The sequence below is a fragment of the Sphingomonas sp. GW821-FHT03E12 genome, from assembly GCF_059420685.1.
In genome coordinates, this window is sequence record NZ_JBWKUF010000006.1 from 92,892 (window position 1) to 110,323 (window position 17,432).

A 17,432-nucleotide genomic window follows, 5' to 3' on the forward strand; every position below is an offset into this window, starting at 1 on the left:
TCAGCCGAACAAGAAGTCCGCCTGATCGAGCGCGGTAACGCCGCGCACGAAGATCGTGTCGGTGCCGCCCAGCTGGATCGTCACCCCCGCGCTGCTCGTGGTGAAGCGCAGTGCCTCATAGGCGATATCGAAGGCGCTGAGATCGATCCGGTCGGCCTCGGCGCCGCCGCGGGTAAAGTCGGTAATCTCGTCGGCACCCGAACCGCGCGCGAAGACGAAGCGGTCGCTCCCGCCGCCGCCGGTCAGCCTGTCCGCGCCGCCACGCGCGCCGGCCGCCATGTTCACAGCATCGCCGACCAGCACGTCGTTGCCGAGCCCGCCGATCAGCGTGTCCGCGCCGCCGACCCCGGTCGCCGTCATGCTCATTCCGTCGCCAACCAGCATATCGTCGCCGTCGCCGCCATCCAGCGTATCCCTGGCAGCGGCCGAAGAAACCCATTCGGTGTCGCCGACCAGAAGGTCGTTGCCTGCGCCGCCATAGAGCCGGTCGGTCTGCTGGCCGCCGTACAGCGTGTCGCCGTCATCCTCACCGTAAAGCGCATCCTCGTTCTTGCCGCCGTCGAGCCGGTCGGCGCCGGTGCCGCCCCGCAGCGTGTCGTTGCCGTCGTCGCCGGAGAGCGCGTCGTCGCCTTCGCCGCCAGTCAGGACATTGGCGCCGGCGCTGCCGAGCAGGACATCGGCGAAGGCCGAGCCCTGCGCATTCTCGATACTGATCAGCCGGTCGCCCATCGCGTCGCCGCCGGTCGCGGTCTGGGCGCGCAGATTGACCAGCACCCCGCCGAGCGAGCCCGCATATTCCACCGTGTCCGATCCCGCGCCGCCGTCGAGCAGATCGCCGCCTGCGCCGCCGCGCAGAACATCCGCGCCGTCGCCGCCGTTCAGCCGATCCTCACCCCCGCTGCCGACGATGAAATTATCGAGCACATTGCCGGTCATCGTCGCGCCGATCGTGCCGGTATAGACGAGCTCCTCGATATTGGCGCCGAGCGTGTAGCTGGTCGCGGCGGTGCGGATGCGGTCGCGCCCCTCCCCCGCCGCCTCGATCACCTGGTCGCCCGTCTCATAGACGACATAGAGGTCGTTGCCCGTGCCGCCGCGCATCACGTCGTTGCCGCTGCCGCCATCGAGCTGGTCGTCGCCGGCGCCGCCGGACAGAAGATCGTCGCCGCCCCGCCCGTAGAGGATATCGCCGGCCAGCAGATCGTCGCTGCCGGTGATGCTGTCGGCATAGTTGGAGCCGATCACGGTCTCGATGCCGATCAGCCGGTCTCCCTCGGCCTCACCGCCGCGATTGAGGTTGGTGACGAGGTTCACGGTAATCGCGGCGGACTTGGTGTAGTCGACCTGATCGCGCCCCGCGCCGCCGTCGAGCAGGTCCGCGCCCGCACCGCCCACAAGCTTGTCGTCGCCGTCAAGGCCGTAGAGCGCATCGTTCAGCGCCTTGCCGTAGAGACTGTTGTCGAGCGCATTGCCTGTACCCGAAAAGGCGCCGCCGCCGGTATAGCTGAGGTCCTCGACCCCATCGGCCAGGGTCAGCGAGGACAGGCTGGTGCGCACGATGTCGAGCCCGCCGCCAACCGTCTCGGTCACCTGGTCGCCGGCATTGTCGACCACATAGGAGTCGTCGCCCGCGCCGCCGATCATCGCATCTGCGCCGACGCCGCCGTCGATCGTGTCGTTGCCCACCCCGCCCTCGATCCGGTTGGCGTTTGCGTCACCCGTCAGCGTGTCGGCGAAGGCGCTGCCGACCAATCCTTCGATCCCGGCAAGGCTGTCGCCCTGCGCATCGCCGCCCGACACGGCGCCGGTGGCGAGGTTGATCTTCACGCCGGCGGCGCTGCCCGAATAGACTGCCATGTCGAAACCGCCGGCGCCGTCCAGCCGGTCGCCCGCCGCGCCGCCGACCAGGATCTGGTCCGCCCCGTCGCCGATGATCGTATCCGCGAAGCCGGTGCCGATGAAATGCTCGACCCCGTCGAACCGGTCGCCCTCGGCATCGCCGCCGCTGCTCGCGCCGGTCTGGAGATTGATCGAAACGCCACTCGCATTGGCGCTGTAGTCGACCGTATCGACACCATCCCCGCCGATCAGCAGATCGGCGCCCGCACCGCCTTGGAGCAGATCGTCGCCGCCGCGCCCTTCGAGCCGGTCCGCGCCTGCGCCGCCATACAGCGCCTCGGCACCGCCCACACCTGTCAGCGCATCGTCGAAGGCCGAGCCGAGCAGCGCCTCGATGCTCGTCAGCCGGTCGCCCGCCGCTTCGCCGGTGCCGGCCTGCACCGCCAGGGCAAGATCGACCTGCACCGCCGCCGTCGACCCCGAATAGTCGGCGGTATCGAGGCCGTCGCGCCCGTCGATCCGGTCCGCGCCCTTGCCGCCGGTCAGCCGGTTATCACCCGCATCGCCGCTCAACACGTCGTCGAATGCCGAGCCGATCAGGCCCTCGATCGCGACGAGGCTCACTCCGCCCGAGGCGGTGCCGGCCGCAAGGTCCGCGGTCACCATGCTCGTACCGGTCGAAAAGTCGGCAGTGTCGACACCCGTTCCACCGTCGAGCCGGTCCGCCCCGCCCTTGCCTGCGAGCCGGTCGTCCCCGGCACCGCCCGACAGCATATTGGCCGCGCCATCGCCGACCAGCACATCGCCAAAGCCGCCGCCGACCAGATTCTCGATCCCCGCCAGCACGTCGCCCTGGGCATCGCCGCCACTGCCGGTGCCGCCCAGCACCGCGTTCACCGACGCGCCGCTCGTCGAATAGTCGGCGGTGTCGATCCCGCCACCGCCGGCCAGCCGGTCCGCGCCCGCACCGCCGATCAGCACATTGTCCAAGCCGTCGCCGGACAGCACGTCGCCAAAGCCCGAACCGACCAGCCGCTCGATCCCCTGAAGGCGGTCGCCCTGGGCGTCGCCGCCACTGCCGGTGCCGGCGACAAGGTCGATCGTGACCGCAGCGCCGCTGCCCGAATAATCCGCGCTGTCGAACCCGGCGCCGCCGATCAGCATGTCGCCTCCCGCACCGCCGACCAGCAGATCGTCGCCGCCGCGTCCGTCGATCCGGTCGTCGCCCGCGCCGCCGCCCAGCCAGTCCGCACCTTCGCTGCCGGAGAGCGTATCGGCAAAGGCCGAGCCCTCCACCGCCTCGATCCCGATCAGCCGGTCGCCCGCCGCTTCGCCACCACTCGCCGCGCCATTGGCGAGGTCGACGACCACGCCGGCACCGCTGCTCCCAAAATCCACCCGATCGATCCCGGCCCCGCCGTCGAGCAGGTCCGCGCCCGCGCCGCCGTCCAGCATGTCATCGCCGGCACCGCCCGACAGCGCGTCGTCGCCCGCACCGCCGAACAGCCGGTTCGCCCCGACATCCCCCGCAAGGACATCGGCGAAGGCCGAGCCTTCGACATCCTCGAACCCGTCGAACAGATCGCCCGCGGCATCGCCGCCACTGGCGGTGAGCCGTGTCAGATCGACCCGCACCGCGGCGGTGCTGCCCGCATAGCTGAGCAAATCGCGCCCCGCGCCGCCGGCCAGTATGTCCGCCCCCGCACCGCCGACCAGCACATCATCGCCGGCATTGCCGACCAGCATGTCATTGCCAGCTCCGCCCAGCAGGGCATCCGCCTCGGCCGTTCCGCCGATCAGGTCGTCGCCCGCCGTCCCGGCCGCGACCACCACGTGCTGCCCGTCCAGGGTCAGCACCGACCCGGTGCCCTTCTTCGAGATCACCGTGCCCGCACCAGTGGCAAGGCCATAATCGCGCACCGTCAACGCGCCGTTTCGCTCGGCGAGGTTGAACAAGGTCGGCGAGCCGGGGTCGGAGAAGAACGCCCCGTCGATGGTCGCACTGGCGCCTTCGGCCAGCCAGATATGCTCGCGATTGCCGCCCGCCAGCGGCGCACCCGCGTCGAGGCTGACGATATTGCTGAGCTGCGCGCCCGTGCCCCACAGCCGGATGTTGCGGCCATTGCCCGAAACGATCGCACCGTCGACAACGATGTTGTCGCTCTTCAGGTCGAGCCCGCCATCGCTGTTGCCGGTGGCGATCACGTTGCGCAGCGTGATGTCGTAGGTGCCGCGCTCGGTCGCGAACCCGTCCCCGTTGCGATAGTCGTTCACCGTGTCGAGCGCGTTGCGCATCGCGACGCGATCGATCGTCACGTCGTGCGCGGTGCCGGTGATGTGGACGCCGATCGCGAAATTGTCGCCGTCCTGGAACTGGCTGTCCCCGCGCACATCCTGGATCAGCACGTTGTTGCTGTCATACTGGATACGGATCGCGCCCTTGGAATAGCCATTCACCGCGACATCGCGGATCGTGAGCCCGGTGATCGACGCGCTGGCGTTGGCGCCCGAGACCATGTTGTCGAAGAAGCGCGCGACGTTCGCGGCATCGACATGCTCGATCGTCAGGTTGCCCAGGTCCGCCCCGACGCGAAACGCCGTGCCGACATTCTCGAAGGCAAGATCGCTGAAGCGCAGATTGTTCGCGCCGCCGAGCAGCCGGAAGACCTCTTCGCCCGAGGGACTGGCCGGATCGAACGGCTCGGCCCTGGTACCGGTGATCGTCGCCGCCATCGCATTGCCCGCGCTATCGACCCCGCGGATCGTCACCGGCGCGCTCGCCGTGCCGCCCGCGACGATCGCCAGCGCTCCGGCCGGCGCGGTATAGGCCCCCCGGTCGGCGAGCAGCAGCACCTGCCCGCCCGGCCCCGCCGCCGCGATCAGCTGCGGCAGATCCTCCAGCGTCGCGGCATTCGCGGCGCTCGAGCCGTCGCCCGAACCGCTGCCGGTCGGCGAGATGTAGAGGGTAGGCATGGCAAGGCTCCCGTCATAGGCCCGAAAAAGTCACCCCCACCGAAATCCGATCGTCCGCAAAGCGCCGCCCCGGCGTCCCGCCCCAGCTCGACTGGGTGCGCCGCTGCAGGTCGAGCCGGAATGCCATCCGCTTGCTCACCAGGTAGGAACCGCTGGCGCGCCAGGTCCAGCGATCGTCCTGCCGGTCGATATTGTTGAAGTCGCGCTTCTCCAGCTCGACGCCCGCGCCCAGGATCAGGTTGCGCAACAACTCATAGTCCGCGCGCAACGTCATGTTGGTGGCCAGGTAGCCGGTCGCGCCATTGACGCCGGTCTCGCGGATGCCGCGGTCGATCGTGCCGGTGATCGTCACCAGCGGCGTCAGGAAATAGGCGAGCTCGCCGCGCACCAGGAAACCGGAAATGTCGTCGAACTGCGCAGGCTTATAGTCCTGGCGCATATAGCCGAGCCGCAGCGCCCCGCGCGCCTTGCGCCCCAGCTCGAAACTCGCGCCGCCCGCCAGCTCGAACCCGCTCGAATCGCGCGCCGGGACCGGCCCCGTCCGCTCGCGATAATCGCGCTGGTTGAGCGATCCCGCCACGAACAGCGCAATGCTGGGGCTCAGCGCATATTCGCCGATCGCGGTGCCGGTATAGGTCGTATGGTCGCGGAAATCCTGGTCGATCGGCGTACCGTCCGGCGTCACGCTGTCGGCATAGTTGCGGTTCTCGACATTGAACACGCCGCGCACCCGCAGCCGGTTGAAGACATGGGTATAGGCCGCCGTTCCCTCACTCAGCGCGAAGCGGATCGGGCGCGACGCCTGGGTCGGCGAATCGGGCGAGACGCGTTCCTGGCTGTACCGCCCGTTGCGCAGCGTGAGGTTCAGCGTGTCCGACTTGCTGATCGTGTAGAGCGCGCCGGCGTTCACGGTGTACTGGGTCGCGTTCTCGCTCGCGCGATCGGCATAGCGCAGCAGGTCCAGCTCGCCGTCGAGCGACAGCTTCAGATCGGGCGATGGGCGCACCAGCGCGAGCTTGGGACGGATGCGCAGATAGGCGTCCCCGATCCGGTCGCCGGGCTGGGCATAGAGATTGTCGTCATAACCGGCGCCGATGGCTACCCGCGGCATCAGCTCGACCGTGCCGATACGGATTGGCTCGGGCGCGTAGTCGGGCCGCCGCCGCTCGAGCACGCTGACGTTGCGGTCGCGCCCGAACGGATTCTCGCTCGTGACCGAGCCGAGTCCGTCGGTCGCATCCGATTGCTGGGCGAGCGCAGGCGCCGTGACCGCGCAGCTGCCGAGCAGCGCAAGGAGCGTGGCGCGCTTCACCGGCGCCCCAGTGTGACCAGCAGCGGGCGATGATCCGAACCGGTCGCCGGCAGTTGCTCTGCTGCCACCAGCCCCCAGTCCGGCCCGGCATAGAGATGGTCGATCGGCAGAAAGGGCAAGGTGCGCGGCCAGCTCGGCAGCGCGCGCGTCATGCGCGTGAGCGGCGCGAACGCGCGATCCTGCGCGTCCATCGCCGCGGCCCAGGGTGTGAGATTCATGTCGCCTGCAACGATGAGCGGGCCGCGATCGATCCGTGCCAGCGCCTGCGCCACGGCCCGCCGACGCAACGCCTGGTCGCGCGACGTGGGCCGCGGATAGTGGAGCGTCACCACGGTGAACGGCTGCTGGTCCGGACCGGTGATCCGCGCCCAGAGCAAGGCCGGACCGAATTTGCGGCCCGCGCGGTCCTTCAGGAAATAGTCGCTGTCGGCGATCGGCCAGCGCGACAGGATGGCGAGATCGCAGCCCGGCGGACAGGCCGTACCATAAGCGAGATGCTGACGCAGCGCCGCAAGCATCGGGCGGAAGCTGCCGTCCACTTCCTGGAGCATCACCACATCGGGCCGGGCGTCCAGGATCGCCTGCGCGGTATCGGCCGGGCTGGTGTCGCGCTGCCAGACATTGTGGGTGAGCATGCGGACCTGCGCCGCCCCCGGACGCGCCATCGGGACTTCGCGGATCAGCTCGGGGGCGACGCGCAGTGCCACCGGCGCGAGGCCAAGCAGCGCGGCGACAATCGTCCATCGCCCCGGCCGCCAGGCCAGCGGCAATCCCAGCAGGATCGCCAGGCCGAACACCGGCAGGAACGACGCCAGCATATCCAGCGACGCTACCCACATCCCCGCCAGTGCCAGCCACGCGGCGATACAGCCCCCGCCGATCAGCAGGCGCCCAAGGCTGCGGAGCAGCCTCACGCGCGGGCGAGCAGCCGATTGCGCAGGGCATGGCCGGATTGCCGGAGCGGGGCGGGGATCAGCTTGGCGGCGATCAACAGCGCCGCGGTGCCGGCCCCTTCAGGCAGATAGACGTCACCCAGACCAATCTCCGTCCGGCCCGGATGCTTCATCGCATAGCGCGCGTAATGGGCGATCTCCTGGTTCACCAGCCGCCGCAACAGCGCCGCCTCGCACGGATCCGCCCCGGCGATCATCCCTCGCGCGGTATCGACCAGGCAGGGCAGCCCCAGCGTGGTGGTCGACTTGCTGACCTTGTTCTCGGAATCGCGGTGAAACACCGCTGTGACCGCTGGGTCGTAGCGCAGCCGCCCCTGTGCCAGCACGCGCAGCCACAGATCCTTGTCACCGCCGCGCACCGCCTTGCCTTCGGGAAACAGTCCAGCATCGAACAATGTGTCACGCCGTATCGCGATCGCGCCCGTCCACATCGGGCATTCGCGTACCGCCAGCCAAGCCTCCAGAAACCCGGCGAGGTCCAGCGTGACCGGCTGCTCCAGTGTCCGCGCGATCCGCTGCTTCTGGCTGCGATCGGCGAAGACATGGTCGAATCGAGTCGTCGCGGCGCACACGCCGGAATCAGAGGCGATGCCGTCGGCCAGCACCGCGAGATGATCGGGCAACCACAGATCGTCGGCGTCGAGAAAGGCAATCCAGTCGCCGCTCGCCGCACGGATGCCCAGGTTGCGCCCGGCATAGCCGCCGGGGCCCGGCGCCGGCAGGTCCAGCAGCGTGATCCGCTCGTGCCGAAGCCCGGCGATCAGCTCACGCCCGCCATCGGTCGAGCGATTGTCGATCACCAGTATCTCGTGCGCGGGCATCGTCTGGGCAAGCACACTCTCGATCGCGGTGCGGACATGCCCGGCCTTGTTGTAGAGCGGCATCACCACGGAGAAACGGGGTGTGGTCATCAGTCTCGAGCTGCCTTTCGCCCCCCGGCGAGATGAAGGAATTCGCGCACCGCCACCCCGGCGAGCTCCAGCGTCAGCAGCATCACCGCCAGCCGCCGCTGCAACGAGAGTTCGCGCGAGATCGCCGCGCGGCGCAGCCGCCGAACCGTGTCGACCGCGGTGACGCCCAGAACATGCGCCAGCCGCGGCCGACGCGCGGTGCGGTCCCAGCGTCCGCCGCTCAACCGCTGGCGCTTGCGGATCAGCTCCGCCCGGCTCGCGCGCACCGGGTGGCGCACTACCATTCCGGGCACATAGACCAGCGGGTACCCGGCATCGCGGATGCGCAACGCCATTTGCCGGTCGCCGCCGGACTTGAGCGCCGCGTCGAACCCGCCCAGCGTGCGGAGCAGGGCTGTCGGGCTCGCCCAGTTGGCGGTGGCGCAATTGCCGCGTGCGGCATGCGCCTGGGGGAAGCTGAACAGCCGCTCATAGTCACCGAACACCTCGCGCTCCTGCGCGATCTCATCGAACAGCTCGATCTTGCCGGCGAGCACGCCAAAGCCCGGATTCGCCGCCGCCGCGCGCAGCACCTGTTCGAGCCAGTCGGGGGCGGGTGTGCAATCGGCGTCGGTGAAGGCCGTGACCGGCGCCTGCACGCGCCCGATCCCCAGGTTGCGCGCAACATAGGAGCCGGGACGCTTTTCCTCGAGCAGTTCGACGCCGGGATAGCTGCGCACGATGTCGGCGGTGGAGTCGCTCGATCCATTGTCGACAACGATGATCTGGAACCGCTCGCGTGGCAGCGTCTGCCGGGCGAGCGCGTCCAGGCAGCGGGCGATGACCGCTTCTCCGTTCCAGACCGGGATGACGACGGCTACTTCAAACATAGATACGCCTGTTCAGTGCAGTCGCGATCAGACAGCCTGTGGCGGCGCCCGGGTCAACCATATGCCGCAGGTGCGAAAGCTGAATCGCCCCTTTGCTCCGACGACCGGAGCCGCGAATGCCTTCGCTCTCCAGGCATTGAACGCTACCAATGATCCCGCCGGACAATTGCGAATTGCTGCGCTGCAAAAGCAATGCAGCGGCTGTGAGCTGGAGGCGTGTGCGTTATGGGTGAGTCGCTACCCGAAATGGGCGACGCCGCCGAAATTCTGGTGGTGTCGCTCGAAACCGCCGAAGCGCGTCGCGCCGCCTTTGCCGCGCGTGCGGCGGGCACCTCGCTCGCCTGGCGCTTCTTCGATGCGTGCACCGGCGCCGCACCGGGCATGACGCTCGACGAGCCGGCGATCCGCCGGAACAAGGGCCGGCCGATGAGCCGGGGCGAGATCGGTTGCTATGCCAGTCATTTCTCGATCTGGCAGGACATGGTCGCGCGCGGCATCGCCCAGGCGATCGTGCTCGAAGACGACACGGTGGTCGACTGGGCCTATCTTGAGTCGCTCGCCCGCACCGACCTCCGCGCGCTCGGCATCGACTATCTGCGCCTCTACGCCAAGCGGCCCACCTGGCAGCGCGTAGTGCGGCGTGACTTCCTCCAGCATTCACGCACGATCGTCGAGCTGGTCGGCCCGGCCTATGGCACCCAGGGCTATGTGATCACGCTGGAAGGCGCTCGCCGGCTGGCCGCGCATTGCGCCAGCGTCCGCCGTCCGATCGACGACGAAATGGACCGCAGCTGGGCGCATGGCCTGCCGAACCTCGTTCTTTATCCTGCGCCGATCCTGGAGGCGGCGGTCGTTTCCGACATCGGCGCCGCGCGCTTCGGGCCCAAGAGCGACCCGCTCTATCATTCGCTCCGGCAAAGGGCCTGGCGCCAGGTCGAGCGGATGCGGATGCGGATGTTGAAAGCGAGGCGCCTGCTTGAACGTTGAGACCCCTGTCCGCTTCGACGACGGATTGCGCGCGCGCAGCCGCAGCTCGATCGGCTGGACGATCATGCGCTTCCTGTCGGACCAGATCTTTTCCTTCATCGTCTTCGTCATCCTCGCGCGCCTGCTCACGCGCGCCGACATCGGTGCCTTTGCGGTGATGGCGGTGACGGCCGAGGCTTTCCGCATCATCGCCACCGCCGGCCTCGTCCAGACGATCGCCCGACGCAGCGAGATCACGCCCGCCTTTCTCGACACCATTTATCGCTCGCAGCAGGGCTTCTCCTTCCTCTCCGCCGTCCTCATCGTCGCGCTCGCCCAGCCGATCGCCGACCTGATGGGGGCGCCGGAGATCGCGCTGCCGCTCGCGGTGATGAGCCTCGTCCTGCCGATCTCCTCCTTCGGAGGCACGCATCTCGCGCTTCGCCTGCGCGAGTTCGGCCACCGCACGACTGCGCTGAGATCCGTGGTTGGCGGCCTGATCGGCGGCACCTGCGCGGTGATCGCCGCCTTTGCCGGACTTGGTCTCTGGAGCCTGGTGATCCAGCGCCTCGTCACCGAGATCGCCGGCACGATCCTGTCGCGCGCATCCTATGACTGGAAACCGGGCTGGAAGTTCGAAGTCCCGATCCTGCGCGAAAACCTGATGATCAACGCCAGCCTGATCTATGTCCAGCTCGTCTTCCTCGCGACCGTGCGCGTGCAGGAGATGGCGATCGGCGCAGGCATCGGCCTCGCTGCGGTCGGCGTCTATCGTACCGCATGGCGCACCGTTGAGCTGATCGGCCGCGGCGCGATCCAGCCCTTCACCCAGGTCGCGGTACAGACGCTGGCACGCGTCAAGGACGATCCCGCCGAGCTGCGCCAGGCCTATCGCTGGATGATCGCCCAGGCTTCGACCATCTCCTTCCCCGCCTTGGTCGGGTTCGGGGCGCTGGCACCGATCGCGATCCCTACCGTGTTCGGCGAAAAGTGGCACGAGGCCGGGCAACTCGCGCAGATCTTCGCGTTCATGGCGGTGCCGTTCACGCTCAACTTCTTCGCCTCGCCCTCCTTGAGCGTACTCGGCGCTTCGCGCAGCCTGATGTCACTGTCGACGACGCAGTTGGTCCTCGGTGTGATCCTGACGCTCGCCGCCCTGCCCCATGGCCTGCTCGCGGTCGCCATCTCCTATGTCGGGCGCGCCTATCTCACGCTGCCGATGCAAATCCTGCTGCTCCGCCGTGCTTCGGGCATCCGCCCGGTCGATACCTGGCGCGCAGTCGGGGCGCCGCTGATCGCCTCCACCGCGATGGGCGTGGCGCTCGCGATCGCGATGCGGCTGCTCGACACACATCTCGCGGGCTGGAGCCTTCTGCTCCTGCTCACCACGCTCGGCGGGCTGTTCTATGCCGCTCTGCTGCTCACCATCTCGCGGCCGTGGCGCGAGCGCCTCCTGTCCCTGTCCAGACGCCTAAGAAAGGGCCGGATATGACCACCAAGACCGCCGATCAGCTCGTCGGCGAACTCGCCGAGCGTTTTGCTCAGGTGCTCGACGGCGTGCTGCCCGCGGGCCGCATCGCACTGGTCGATTTCCCCGATCACTCCAATGTCGGCGATTCCGCCATCTGGCTGGGCGAGATGGCCTATCTCCGGAAGCGTGCACGTCTGCCGGTCTATTATTCCGCGATCGCCGATTTCGACGGTGCCGCTTGTCGCGCAGCGATCGGCGACGGCCCGATCCTGATCCATGGCGGCGGAAACATGGGCACGCTCTGGCCGAAGCACGAGGCTTTTCGCCTCCACCTCCTCCGGACCCAGCGCGGCCACCCGATCATTCAGATGCCCGAGTCGATCCACTATGCCGATCCCGAAGCGGCAAGGGAGATGGCCGAGGCGATCCGCGCGCATGGCAGGTTCACTCTATTGGTCCGCGACGCCCGCTCGTTCGCCTTCGCGCAGGAATATTTCGACTGCCCGGTCCATCTCTGCCCGGACGCCGCACTGATGCTTGGCCGCCAGCAGCGCAGTTCCGCAACCGTACCGGTCTTCGCACTGCTCCGTACCGACCATGAGCGCGCCGCCAGCGAGCCCGATGCACTGCTCCCGGGCGTGATCGCCGACGATTGGCTCGAGGAAGATCCCGCCCAGAAACGCCATCTGCGCCTCTCGCTCAGGTTGAACCGCCTGTTCACCCTCGATCCGATGGCGCGACGCGCCACACGTCAGCGCCGTCTCGCCGAATGGCGCTTCCGCCGCGGCCTGGCGATGCTGTCGGCGGGCGAGATCGTCGTCACCGATCGGCTGCACGCACATATCCTCTCGCTGCTGCTCGATATCCCGCACGTGCTGCTCGACAACAGCTACGGCAAAGTTGCCGGTTTCGCCGACCAGTGGACGGGCGACTATGCCGGCCTGCTGCGCGCCACCAGCCGGGCCGAGGGCTTCGCCGCCGCACTGGCATGCCGCACCCCGCAGATGGTCGCCGGCTGAGGAGCCCGCACCTAGAGGAGCGATCCGTGAAGCAGGACCTGTCCTTCGACTCCGCCCCGGAGCCCGTCGACAACGGACTCGCCGCCCTCGCGCTGATCCTCACGATGCATCGCGTCGCGGCCGACCCGGTGGAGCTGCGCCATGCGCTCGGCCATGCCGGTCAGGCTGGAGCTGATGATCTGTTGCGCCTGGCAATGCGCATCGAAGGCGTCCGCGCCCGCGCCACCACCGGCGATTTCGAGCGGCTCCGCCGCCTGCCGATGCCGGTATTGGCCAGTGGCGCGGAGGGCTGGTTCGTGATCGGCAGGGCCGGCGAGGATGCCGTCGCGGTCCAGCGCCCCGGCGCAGAAATCGAGCGCTGGGACCGCGCCGCGCTCGAGACACGCTGGTCGGGACAACTCATCCTTATTGCCACCCGCGAGACCACCCAGGTCGCTGCACATCGCTTCGACTTCACCTGGTTTATCCCCCAGATCGTCAAGTATCGCCGGCTGATCGGCGAAGTGCTGCTGATCACCCTGGCGCTCAACCTGCTCGGCCTCGCCGCGCCGCTTTTCTTCCAGAACGTCGTCGACAAGGTACTCGCCCACAACAGCCTCGCCACCCTCCAGGTGCTCGCGCTAGGCTTGGTACTGGTCTCGCTCTGGGAAGTCGCGTTCGGCTGGCTGCGCACCCGCCTCTATTCGGAGACCAGCCAGAAACTCGACGTCGAGCTGGGCAGCCGCCTCTTCCGCCATCTGCTCCGCCTGCCGCTCGCCTATTTCGAGAATCGCCGCGTCGGCGACACCGTCACCCGGGTCCGCGAGCTGGAGACGGTCCGCGAGTTCATGACCAATGCATCGCTGACGGTACTGGTCGATCCGCTGTTCACGATCGTCTTCCTCGTCGCGATGTGGCTGTACTCGCCGCTCCTTTTCGTCATCGTCGCGTTGACCCTCCCTGCCTATGTGATCGTCTCGCTCGTGGTCACCGGCCCCTTGCGCCGCCGCCTCGACGAGAAGTTCGCTCGTGGCGCCGCCAACAACGCGCTGCTCGTCGAGAGCGTCTCGGGCATGCAGACGCTCAAGGCCGCCGCGGTCGAGCCGCAATGGCAGGATCGCTGGGAACGCCAGCTCGCCGCGTACAGCGCCGCCAACCAGCGTGTGATCAACCTCGGCAATTCGGGCAGCCAGTTGGTGCAGCTCATCTCGAAGCTGAGCCTCGCCGCGATCCTGTTCTTCGGCGCCCAGCAGGTGATCGCCGGCGCGCTGACCATTGGCGGGCTGGTCGCGTTCAACATGTTCGCCCAGCGCGTCTCCGGCCCTGTGATCCGCATGGCGCAGCTCTGGCAGGACTTCCAGCAGGTCCGCCTCTCGGTCCAGCGAATGGGCGACATTCTCAACACAGGCACAGAGCCTGGTGCCGGTTCGCGCACGACCCTGCCCGCGCTCGAAGGCCATGTCCGTTTCGAGGCCGTCCGCTTCCGTTATGCCGCCGATGGTCCCTGGACGCTCGAGGACATCGATATCGACCTGCCCGCCGGCACCACGCTCGGCATCGCCGGCGCGTCAGGATCGGGCAAGTCGACGCTGACCAAATTGCTCCAGCGCCTCTACCTCCCCGCCGCCGGCCGGGTATTGGTTGACGGCGTCGACCTGGCCCAAATCGACCCCGCCTGGCTCCGCCGCCAGATCGGCGTCGTGCTGCAAGAGAATATCCTGTTCAACCGCTCGATCCGCGAGAATGTCGCGCTCGCCGATCCGGCCATGCCGATCGAGCGCGTGATGACCGCGGCCCGCCTTGCCGGCGCGCACGACTTCATCCTCGCCCTCCCCCAGGGATACGACACGATCGTCGAGGAGCGCGGCGTCAATTTCTCGGGCGGCCAGCGCCAGCGGCTCGCGATTGCCCGCGCGCTGATCACCAATCCGCGCATCCTGATCCTCGACGAGGCGACCTCAGCGCTCGACGCCGAGAGCGAGGAGATCGTCCAGCGCAATCTGAAGGCGATCGCTACGGGCCGAACCGTGCTGATCATCGCACACCGCCTTTCCGCGATCCGTCAGTGCGACCGCATCCTGACGATGGATAAAGGCCATATCGTCGAGAGCGGCACACATGACGAGTTGCTTCATCTCGGCGGCCGCTATGCCGCGCTCCATCATCGCCAGATCGGCGTCCAGGCGGGAGCGGCGGCATGAACGCGTTCACCCGTCACTGGACTGCGGTGCGTGACGCGCTCGACAATGAGCGGGCGCGATCGCGTGCGGTTCTGCGCACTGAAGAGACCGACTTTCTCCCCGCCGCACTCGAAGTGGTCGAGCGCCCGGTCTCGCCGACCGCGCGCATCACCGCCTGGGTCCTGCTCGGTCTTCTCGCCGTCGCCCTGCTCTGGCTGACGCTCGGCCGGCTCGATGTCGTCGCCTCCGCGCCGGGCAAGCTGGTCCCCGCCGACGACGTCAAGCTGATCCAGCCCGGCGCGGCGGGCATCGTCCACGCCATATTGGTGCGCGACGGCCAAAACGTCCGCGCCGGCCAGCCGCTGGTCGAGCTTGATCCCACCGTCTCCGATGCCGACACTGCCCAGGCGGGTAAGGCGCTGGAAGCCGCGCAGCTCGACGCGGCGCGCCTCCGCGCCATCCTCTCGGCGCTTGACGGCTACGGCCTGCGCTTCACGCCGCCCGCCGGTACCACGGCGGAGGTCGCCGCCACCCAGGTCGCGCTCGCCCGCGCCCAGCTAGCCGGGATCCAGGCTGGAACGCGGACCCGCGCCGCCGACACCGCAGCGGCCCGCGCAGCCCGCGCCGAGGCGCAGATCCAGGCAGCCAAGCTGACCGAGACCCTGCCCCTGCTCGACGAACAGATCGCCGCCAACGAGACGCTGCTGGAGAAAGGCTATGTCTCGAAGCTGCGCGTGATCGAGATGCGCCGCCAGCGCCTCGCCGCCGCGCGCGACCGCGATGCCGCGCTCGCCAGCGCGCGCAAAGCGGAGGCGCAGATCGCGGTAGCCGGCGGCAATTCGAGCCAATCCACCGCCGAGGCGCGCGCTCGCATCCTCGCTGATCTTGCCAAGGCCGAGAGCGACGCGCGGCTCCGCAAGGAAGAGCTGACCAAGGCGACGAAACGCTCCAGCCTGCAGCGGCTGGTCAGCCCGGTCGACGGCACCGTCACCCAACTCGCGGTCCACACCGTGGGCGGCGTGGTCGAGGCGGCCAAGCCGATCATGGTGATCGTGCCTGCGCGCGGGAAGCTGGTCGCCGAAGTGGCGATCGCCAACAAGGATGTCGGCTTCGTCGGCGCCGGCCAGCCGGTCGCGCTCAAGGTCGAGGCCTTCCCCTTTACGCGCTACGGCGCAGTGCCGGGCCGGCTCGAACAGATCAGCTCGGACGCGATACAGGACGAGAAGCGCGGGCTGATCTACACCGCCCGCGTCACCCTCGACCGCGCAACAATACGACGCGACGGTACGAATGTTCCCCTTACCGCGGGCATGGCAGTCACCGCCGACATCCGCACCGGCCGGCGTTCGCTTGCCTCATATCTGCTGAGCCCGATCGACGAGATCCGCACGACCGCAGCGCGGGAACGCTAGCTCTCTCCCTGCTCTGACGGCCCCTGCAATCGCGCAGCACCCAAGTGGAATTCTTCCCGGGGCCACTCACGCGGCAACGGCCGGAAGAGCCCGCCGCTTCAGAACCATCCGCTGTCAGAAGGCCTTGCGATGCACCACCACCATTGCGGTCGAAATGAGGATGATGACCTCGCGCCATAGCGACCAGCCCTGAAGATATTCGAGGTCCGCTGCCAGCCTGTCCTCCAGATCCGCTTCGGACTCGGTCGCCCCACGCAGGCCGCGCACCTGGGCCAGGCCGGTGATACCCGGCTTCAACGCGTGGCGGAGCCAGTAGCGGCGGTCGACCTGCCAGAACAGCTTGTCGCCGGCGAGTGAACCCAGCGCGTGCGGGCGTGGTCCCACCAGACTCATATCGCCCTCGAGGACGTTGAAGAGCTGCGGCAGTTCGTCGATGCTGGTCCGGCGCAGGAACCGGCCGACCCGGGTGATGCGATCATCGTCGCGGCTCGCCGATCGCGTGCCAGCGTGATCGCTCTGCTCGCTTCGCATCGTCCTGAACTTGTAGATGCGGAACAGCTGGTTGCCGCGGCCCACGCGCAGCTGGTTGAAGAAGACCGGTCCCGGGCCGTCCAGCTTGATCGCCAGCGCCACGATCAGCAGGAGCGGGCTGAACAGAAGGATTGCCGGCACGGTGATTGCCAGGTCGAGGCAGCGTTTGGCGGCGCGGTTGCTGGTGCTGAGCGGCCCGCGCGACACGATATGCGTCGAATGGGAGCCGACTCGTCCCAGCGCGATGACGTCGGCCGCCGTGCGATCGCTCAACAGGAATTCGCCGTCGATGTTGGCGCCGCGCAGCAGCAGCGTCCAGGCGTCGCACCGCTCGGGCGGGCAGGAGACCACCACCCGATCGAACCCCCGAAGATGCCGGCCGATGCGATCGAGCATCTCGGGATCGTCGAGGTCCGGGCGAAGCCCGAGTGCGCGCGCGTTCAGCCGGTGGCGGATGGGAAGCGTTGGCGTCTCCACGCCGTCGCAGATCACCAGTTCGTTGAGCAGCGATCCTTCGAGCCGACGAAGCGCGACGCGAACGAACAGGGCACGCCCGGCGACCAGGAAAAACAGCGCCAGCATGGCGCCGAAACCAAAGGCAATCCGCGAGATCTGCTGGCTCGCGTGCACGACATAGGTGAAGAACACCATCGCCACCAGCGCATAGAGAAGCGCCGAGACCGAACGCTTGAGACTGGCGCGGGGATTGGTGAAGTTGGTCGCGCTGTAGACATTGGCTGCCAGCGCAAAGCCCAGATAGCCGATCAGCGCCATCAGGGCGAGCTGCCAGCCGTCGAACACTTTCGTGTCACCACCGAAACGGCTGGAGATCAGGAATGCCGAAACGATCGCCACACAATCCAGCATCAACAGCTCAAGATAGAGCTGAATGCGCTGGAGGCGTTTCGATCGCACGCGCGGGGCGATGAACTCTCCGTGAGTAGATGCGTCCATCGTTGGCGGGATCCCTTGGGCTAGGACAGCTGTCCGGGTGCGCTCAAAGGGTATTTATACTGC

Annotated in this window: 11 protein-coding genes; 5 read left to right on the forward strand and 6 right to left on the reverse strand. The window is 68.1% G+C overall.

Annotated features, from left to right (window positions below; all coding sequences use genetic code 11):
- Genes AC07TU_RS18475 through AC07TU_RS18495 form a run of 5 tightly spaced genes read right to left on the reverse strand, consistent with a single transcriptional unit; the run spans position 1 to position 8,857 of the window.
- Complete coding sequence (locus tag AC07TU_RS18475; RefSeq protein ID WP_495189398.1) at positions 1 to 4,812, reverse strand: hypothetical protein; 4,812 nt, start codon at positions 4,810 to 4,812, stop codon at positions 1 to 3.
- 13 nt (positions 4,813 to 4,825) lie between these two features.
- The gene (locus AC07TU_RS18480) at positions 4,826 to 6,124 is read right to left on the reverse strand and encodes an outer membrane beta-barrel protein (RefSeq protein ID WP_495189399.1); all 1,299 of its coding nucleotides are present in this window, start codon (positions 6,122 to 6,124) and stop codon (positions 4,826 to 4,828) included.
- The gene (locus AC07TU_RS18485; protein ID WP_495189400.1) at positions 6,121 to 7,038 is read right to left on the reverse strand and encodes an endonuclease/exonuclease/phosphatase family protein; all 918 of its coding nucleotides are present in this window, start codon (positions 7,036 to 7,038) and stop codon (positions 6,121 to 6,123) included. Before AC07TU_RS18485 ends, AC07TU_RS18480 begins: the two co-directional genes overlap by 4 nt.
- The gene (locus AC07TU_RS18490) at positions 7,035 to 7,988 is read right to left on the reverse strand and encodes a glycosyltransferase family 2 protein (protein WP_495189401.1); all 954 of its coding nucleotides are present in this window, start codon (positions 7,986 to 7,988) and stop codon (positions 7,035 to 7,037) included. The genes AC07TU_RS18485 and AC07TU_RS18490 overlap by 4 nt, the downstream gene beginning before the upstream one ends.
- Positions 7,988 to 8,857, reverse strand: a complete 870-nt coding sequence (locus AC07TU_RS18495; RefSeq protein WP_495189402.1) for a glycosyltransferase family 2 protein — start codon at positions 8,855 to 8,857, stop codon at positions 7,988 to 7,990. The genes AC07TU_RS18490 and AC07TU_RS18495 overlap by 1 nt, the downstream gene beginning before the upstream one ends.
- A 225-nt stretch (positions 8,858 to 9,082) precedes the next feature.
- On the opposite strand from AC07TU_RS18495, the gene AC07TU_RS18500 reads away from it, so the two are divergent.
- The 5 genes from AC07TU_RS18500 to AC07TU_RS18520 are packed head-to-tail and all read left to right on the forward strand — an operon-like array spanning position 9,083 to position 15,884.
- Positions 9,083 to 9,844: a glycosyltransferase family 25 protein gene (locus tag AC07TU_RS18500; RefSeq protein ID WP_495189403.1), complete on the forward strand. Its 762-nt coding sequence runs from the start codon at positions 9,083 to 9,085 to the stop codon at positions 9,842 to 9,844.
- Positions 9,834 to 11,315, forward strand: coding sequence for a lipopolysaccharide biosynthesis protein (locus AC07TU_RS18505; protein ID WP_495189404.1), 1,482 nt, complete (start codon positions 9,834 to 9,836; stop codon positions 11,313 to 11,315). Before AC07TU_RS18500 ends, AC07TU_RS18505 begins: the two co-directional genes overlap by 11 nt.
- On the forward strand, positions 11,312 to 12,313 hold the full coding sequence (locus AC07TU_RS18510) for a polysaccharide pyruvyl transferase family protein (protein ID WP_495189405.1): 1,002 nt from the start codon (positions 11,312 to 11,314) through the stop codon (positions 12,311 to 12,313). The genes AC07TU_RS18505 and AC07TU_RS18510 overlap by 4 nt, the downstream gene beginning before the upstream one ends.
- Positions 12,314 to 12,339: 26 nt before the next feature.
- Positions 12,340 to 14,493: a type I secretion system permease/ATPase gene (locus AC07TU_RS18515; RefSeq protein WP_495189406.1), complete on the forward strand. Its 2,154-nt coding sequence runs from the start codon at positions 12,340 to 12,342 to the stop codon at positions 14,491 to 14,493.
- Positions 14,490 to 15,884 (forward strand): HlyD family type I secretion periplasmic adaptor subunit, encoded by a 1,395-nt coding sequence (locus AC07TU_RS18520; protein WP_495189407.1) that lies wholly within the window; start codon positions 14,490 to 14,492, stop codon positions 15,882 to 15,884. The genes AC07TU_RS18515 and AC07TU_RS18520 overlap by 4 nt, the downstream gene beginning before the upstream one ends.
- Before the next feature lie 114 nt (positions 15,885 to 15,998).
- Here AC07TU_RS18520 and AC07TU_RS18525 read toward each other — a convergent pair whose 3' ends face one another.
- Positions 15,999 to 17,330, reverse strand: coding sequence for an exopolysaccharide biosynthesis polyprenyl glycosylphosphotransferase (locus tag AC07TU_RS18525; protein ID WP_495189408.1), 1,332 nt, complete (start codon positions 17,328 to 17,330; stop codon positions 15,999 to 16,001).
- Positions 17,331 to 17,432: the final 102 nt, after the last annotated feature.

Coding starts and splice junctions, on each gene's coding strand:
- AC07TU_RS18520 (WP_495189407.1), top strand. CDS start 14,490: ATGAACGCGTTCACCCGTCACTGGACTGCGGTGCGTGACGCGCTCGAC.
- AC07TU_RS18510 (WP_495189405.1), top strand. CDS start 11,312: ATGACCACCAAGACCGCCGATCAGCTCGTCGGCGAACTCGCCGAGCGT.
- AC07TU_RS18490 (WP_495189401.1), bottom strand. CDS start 7,988: ATGACCACACCCCGTTTCTCCGTGGTGATGCCGCTCTACAACAAGGCC.
- AC07TU_RS18475 (WP_495189398.1), bottom strand. CDS start 4,812: ATGCCTACCCTCTACATCTCGCCGACCGGCAGCGGTTCGGGCGACGGC.
- AC07TU_RS18495 (WP_495189402.1), bottom strand. CDS start 8,857: ATGTTTGAAGTAGCCGTCGTCATCCCGGTCTGGAACGGAGAAGCGGTC.
- AC07TU_RS18500 (WP_495189403.1), top strand. CDS start 9,083: ATGGGTGAGTCGCTACCCGAAATGGGCGACGCCGCCGAAATTCTGGTG.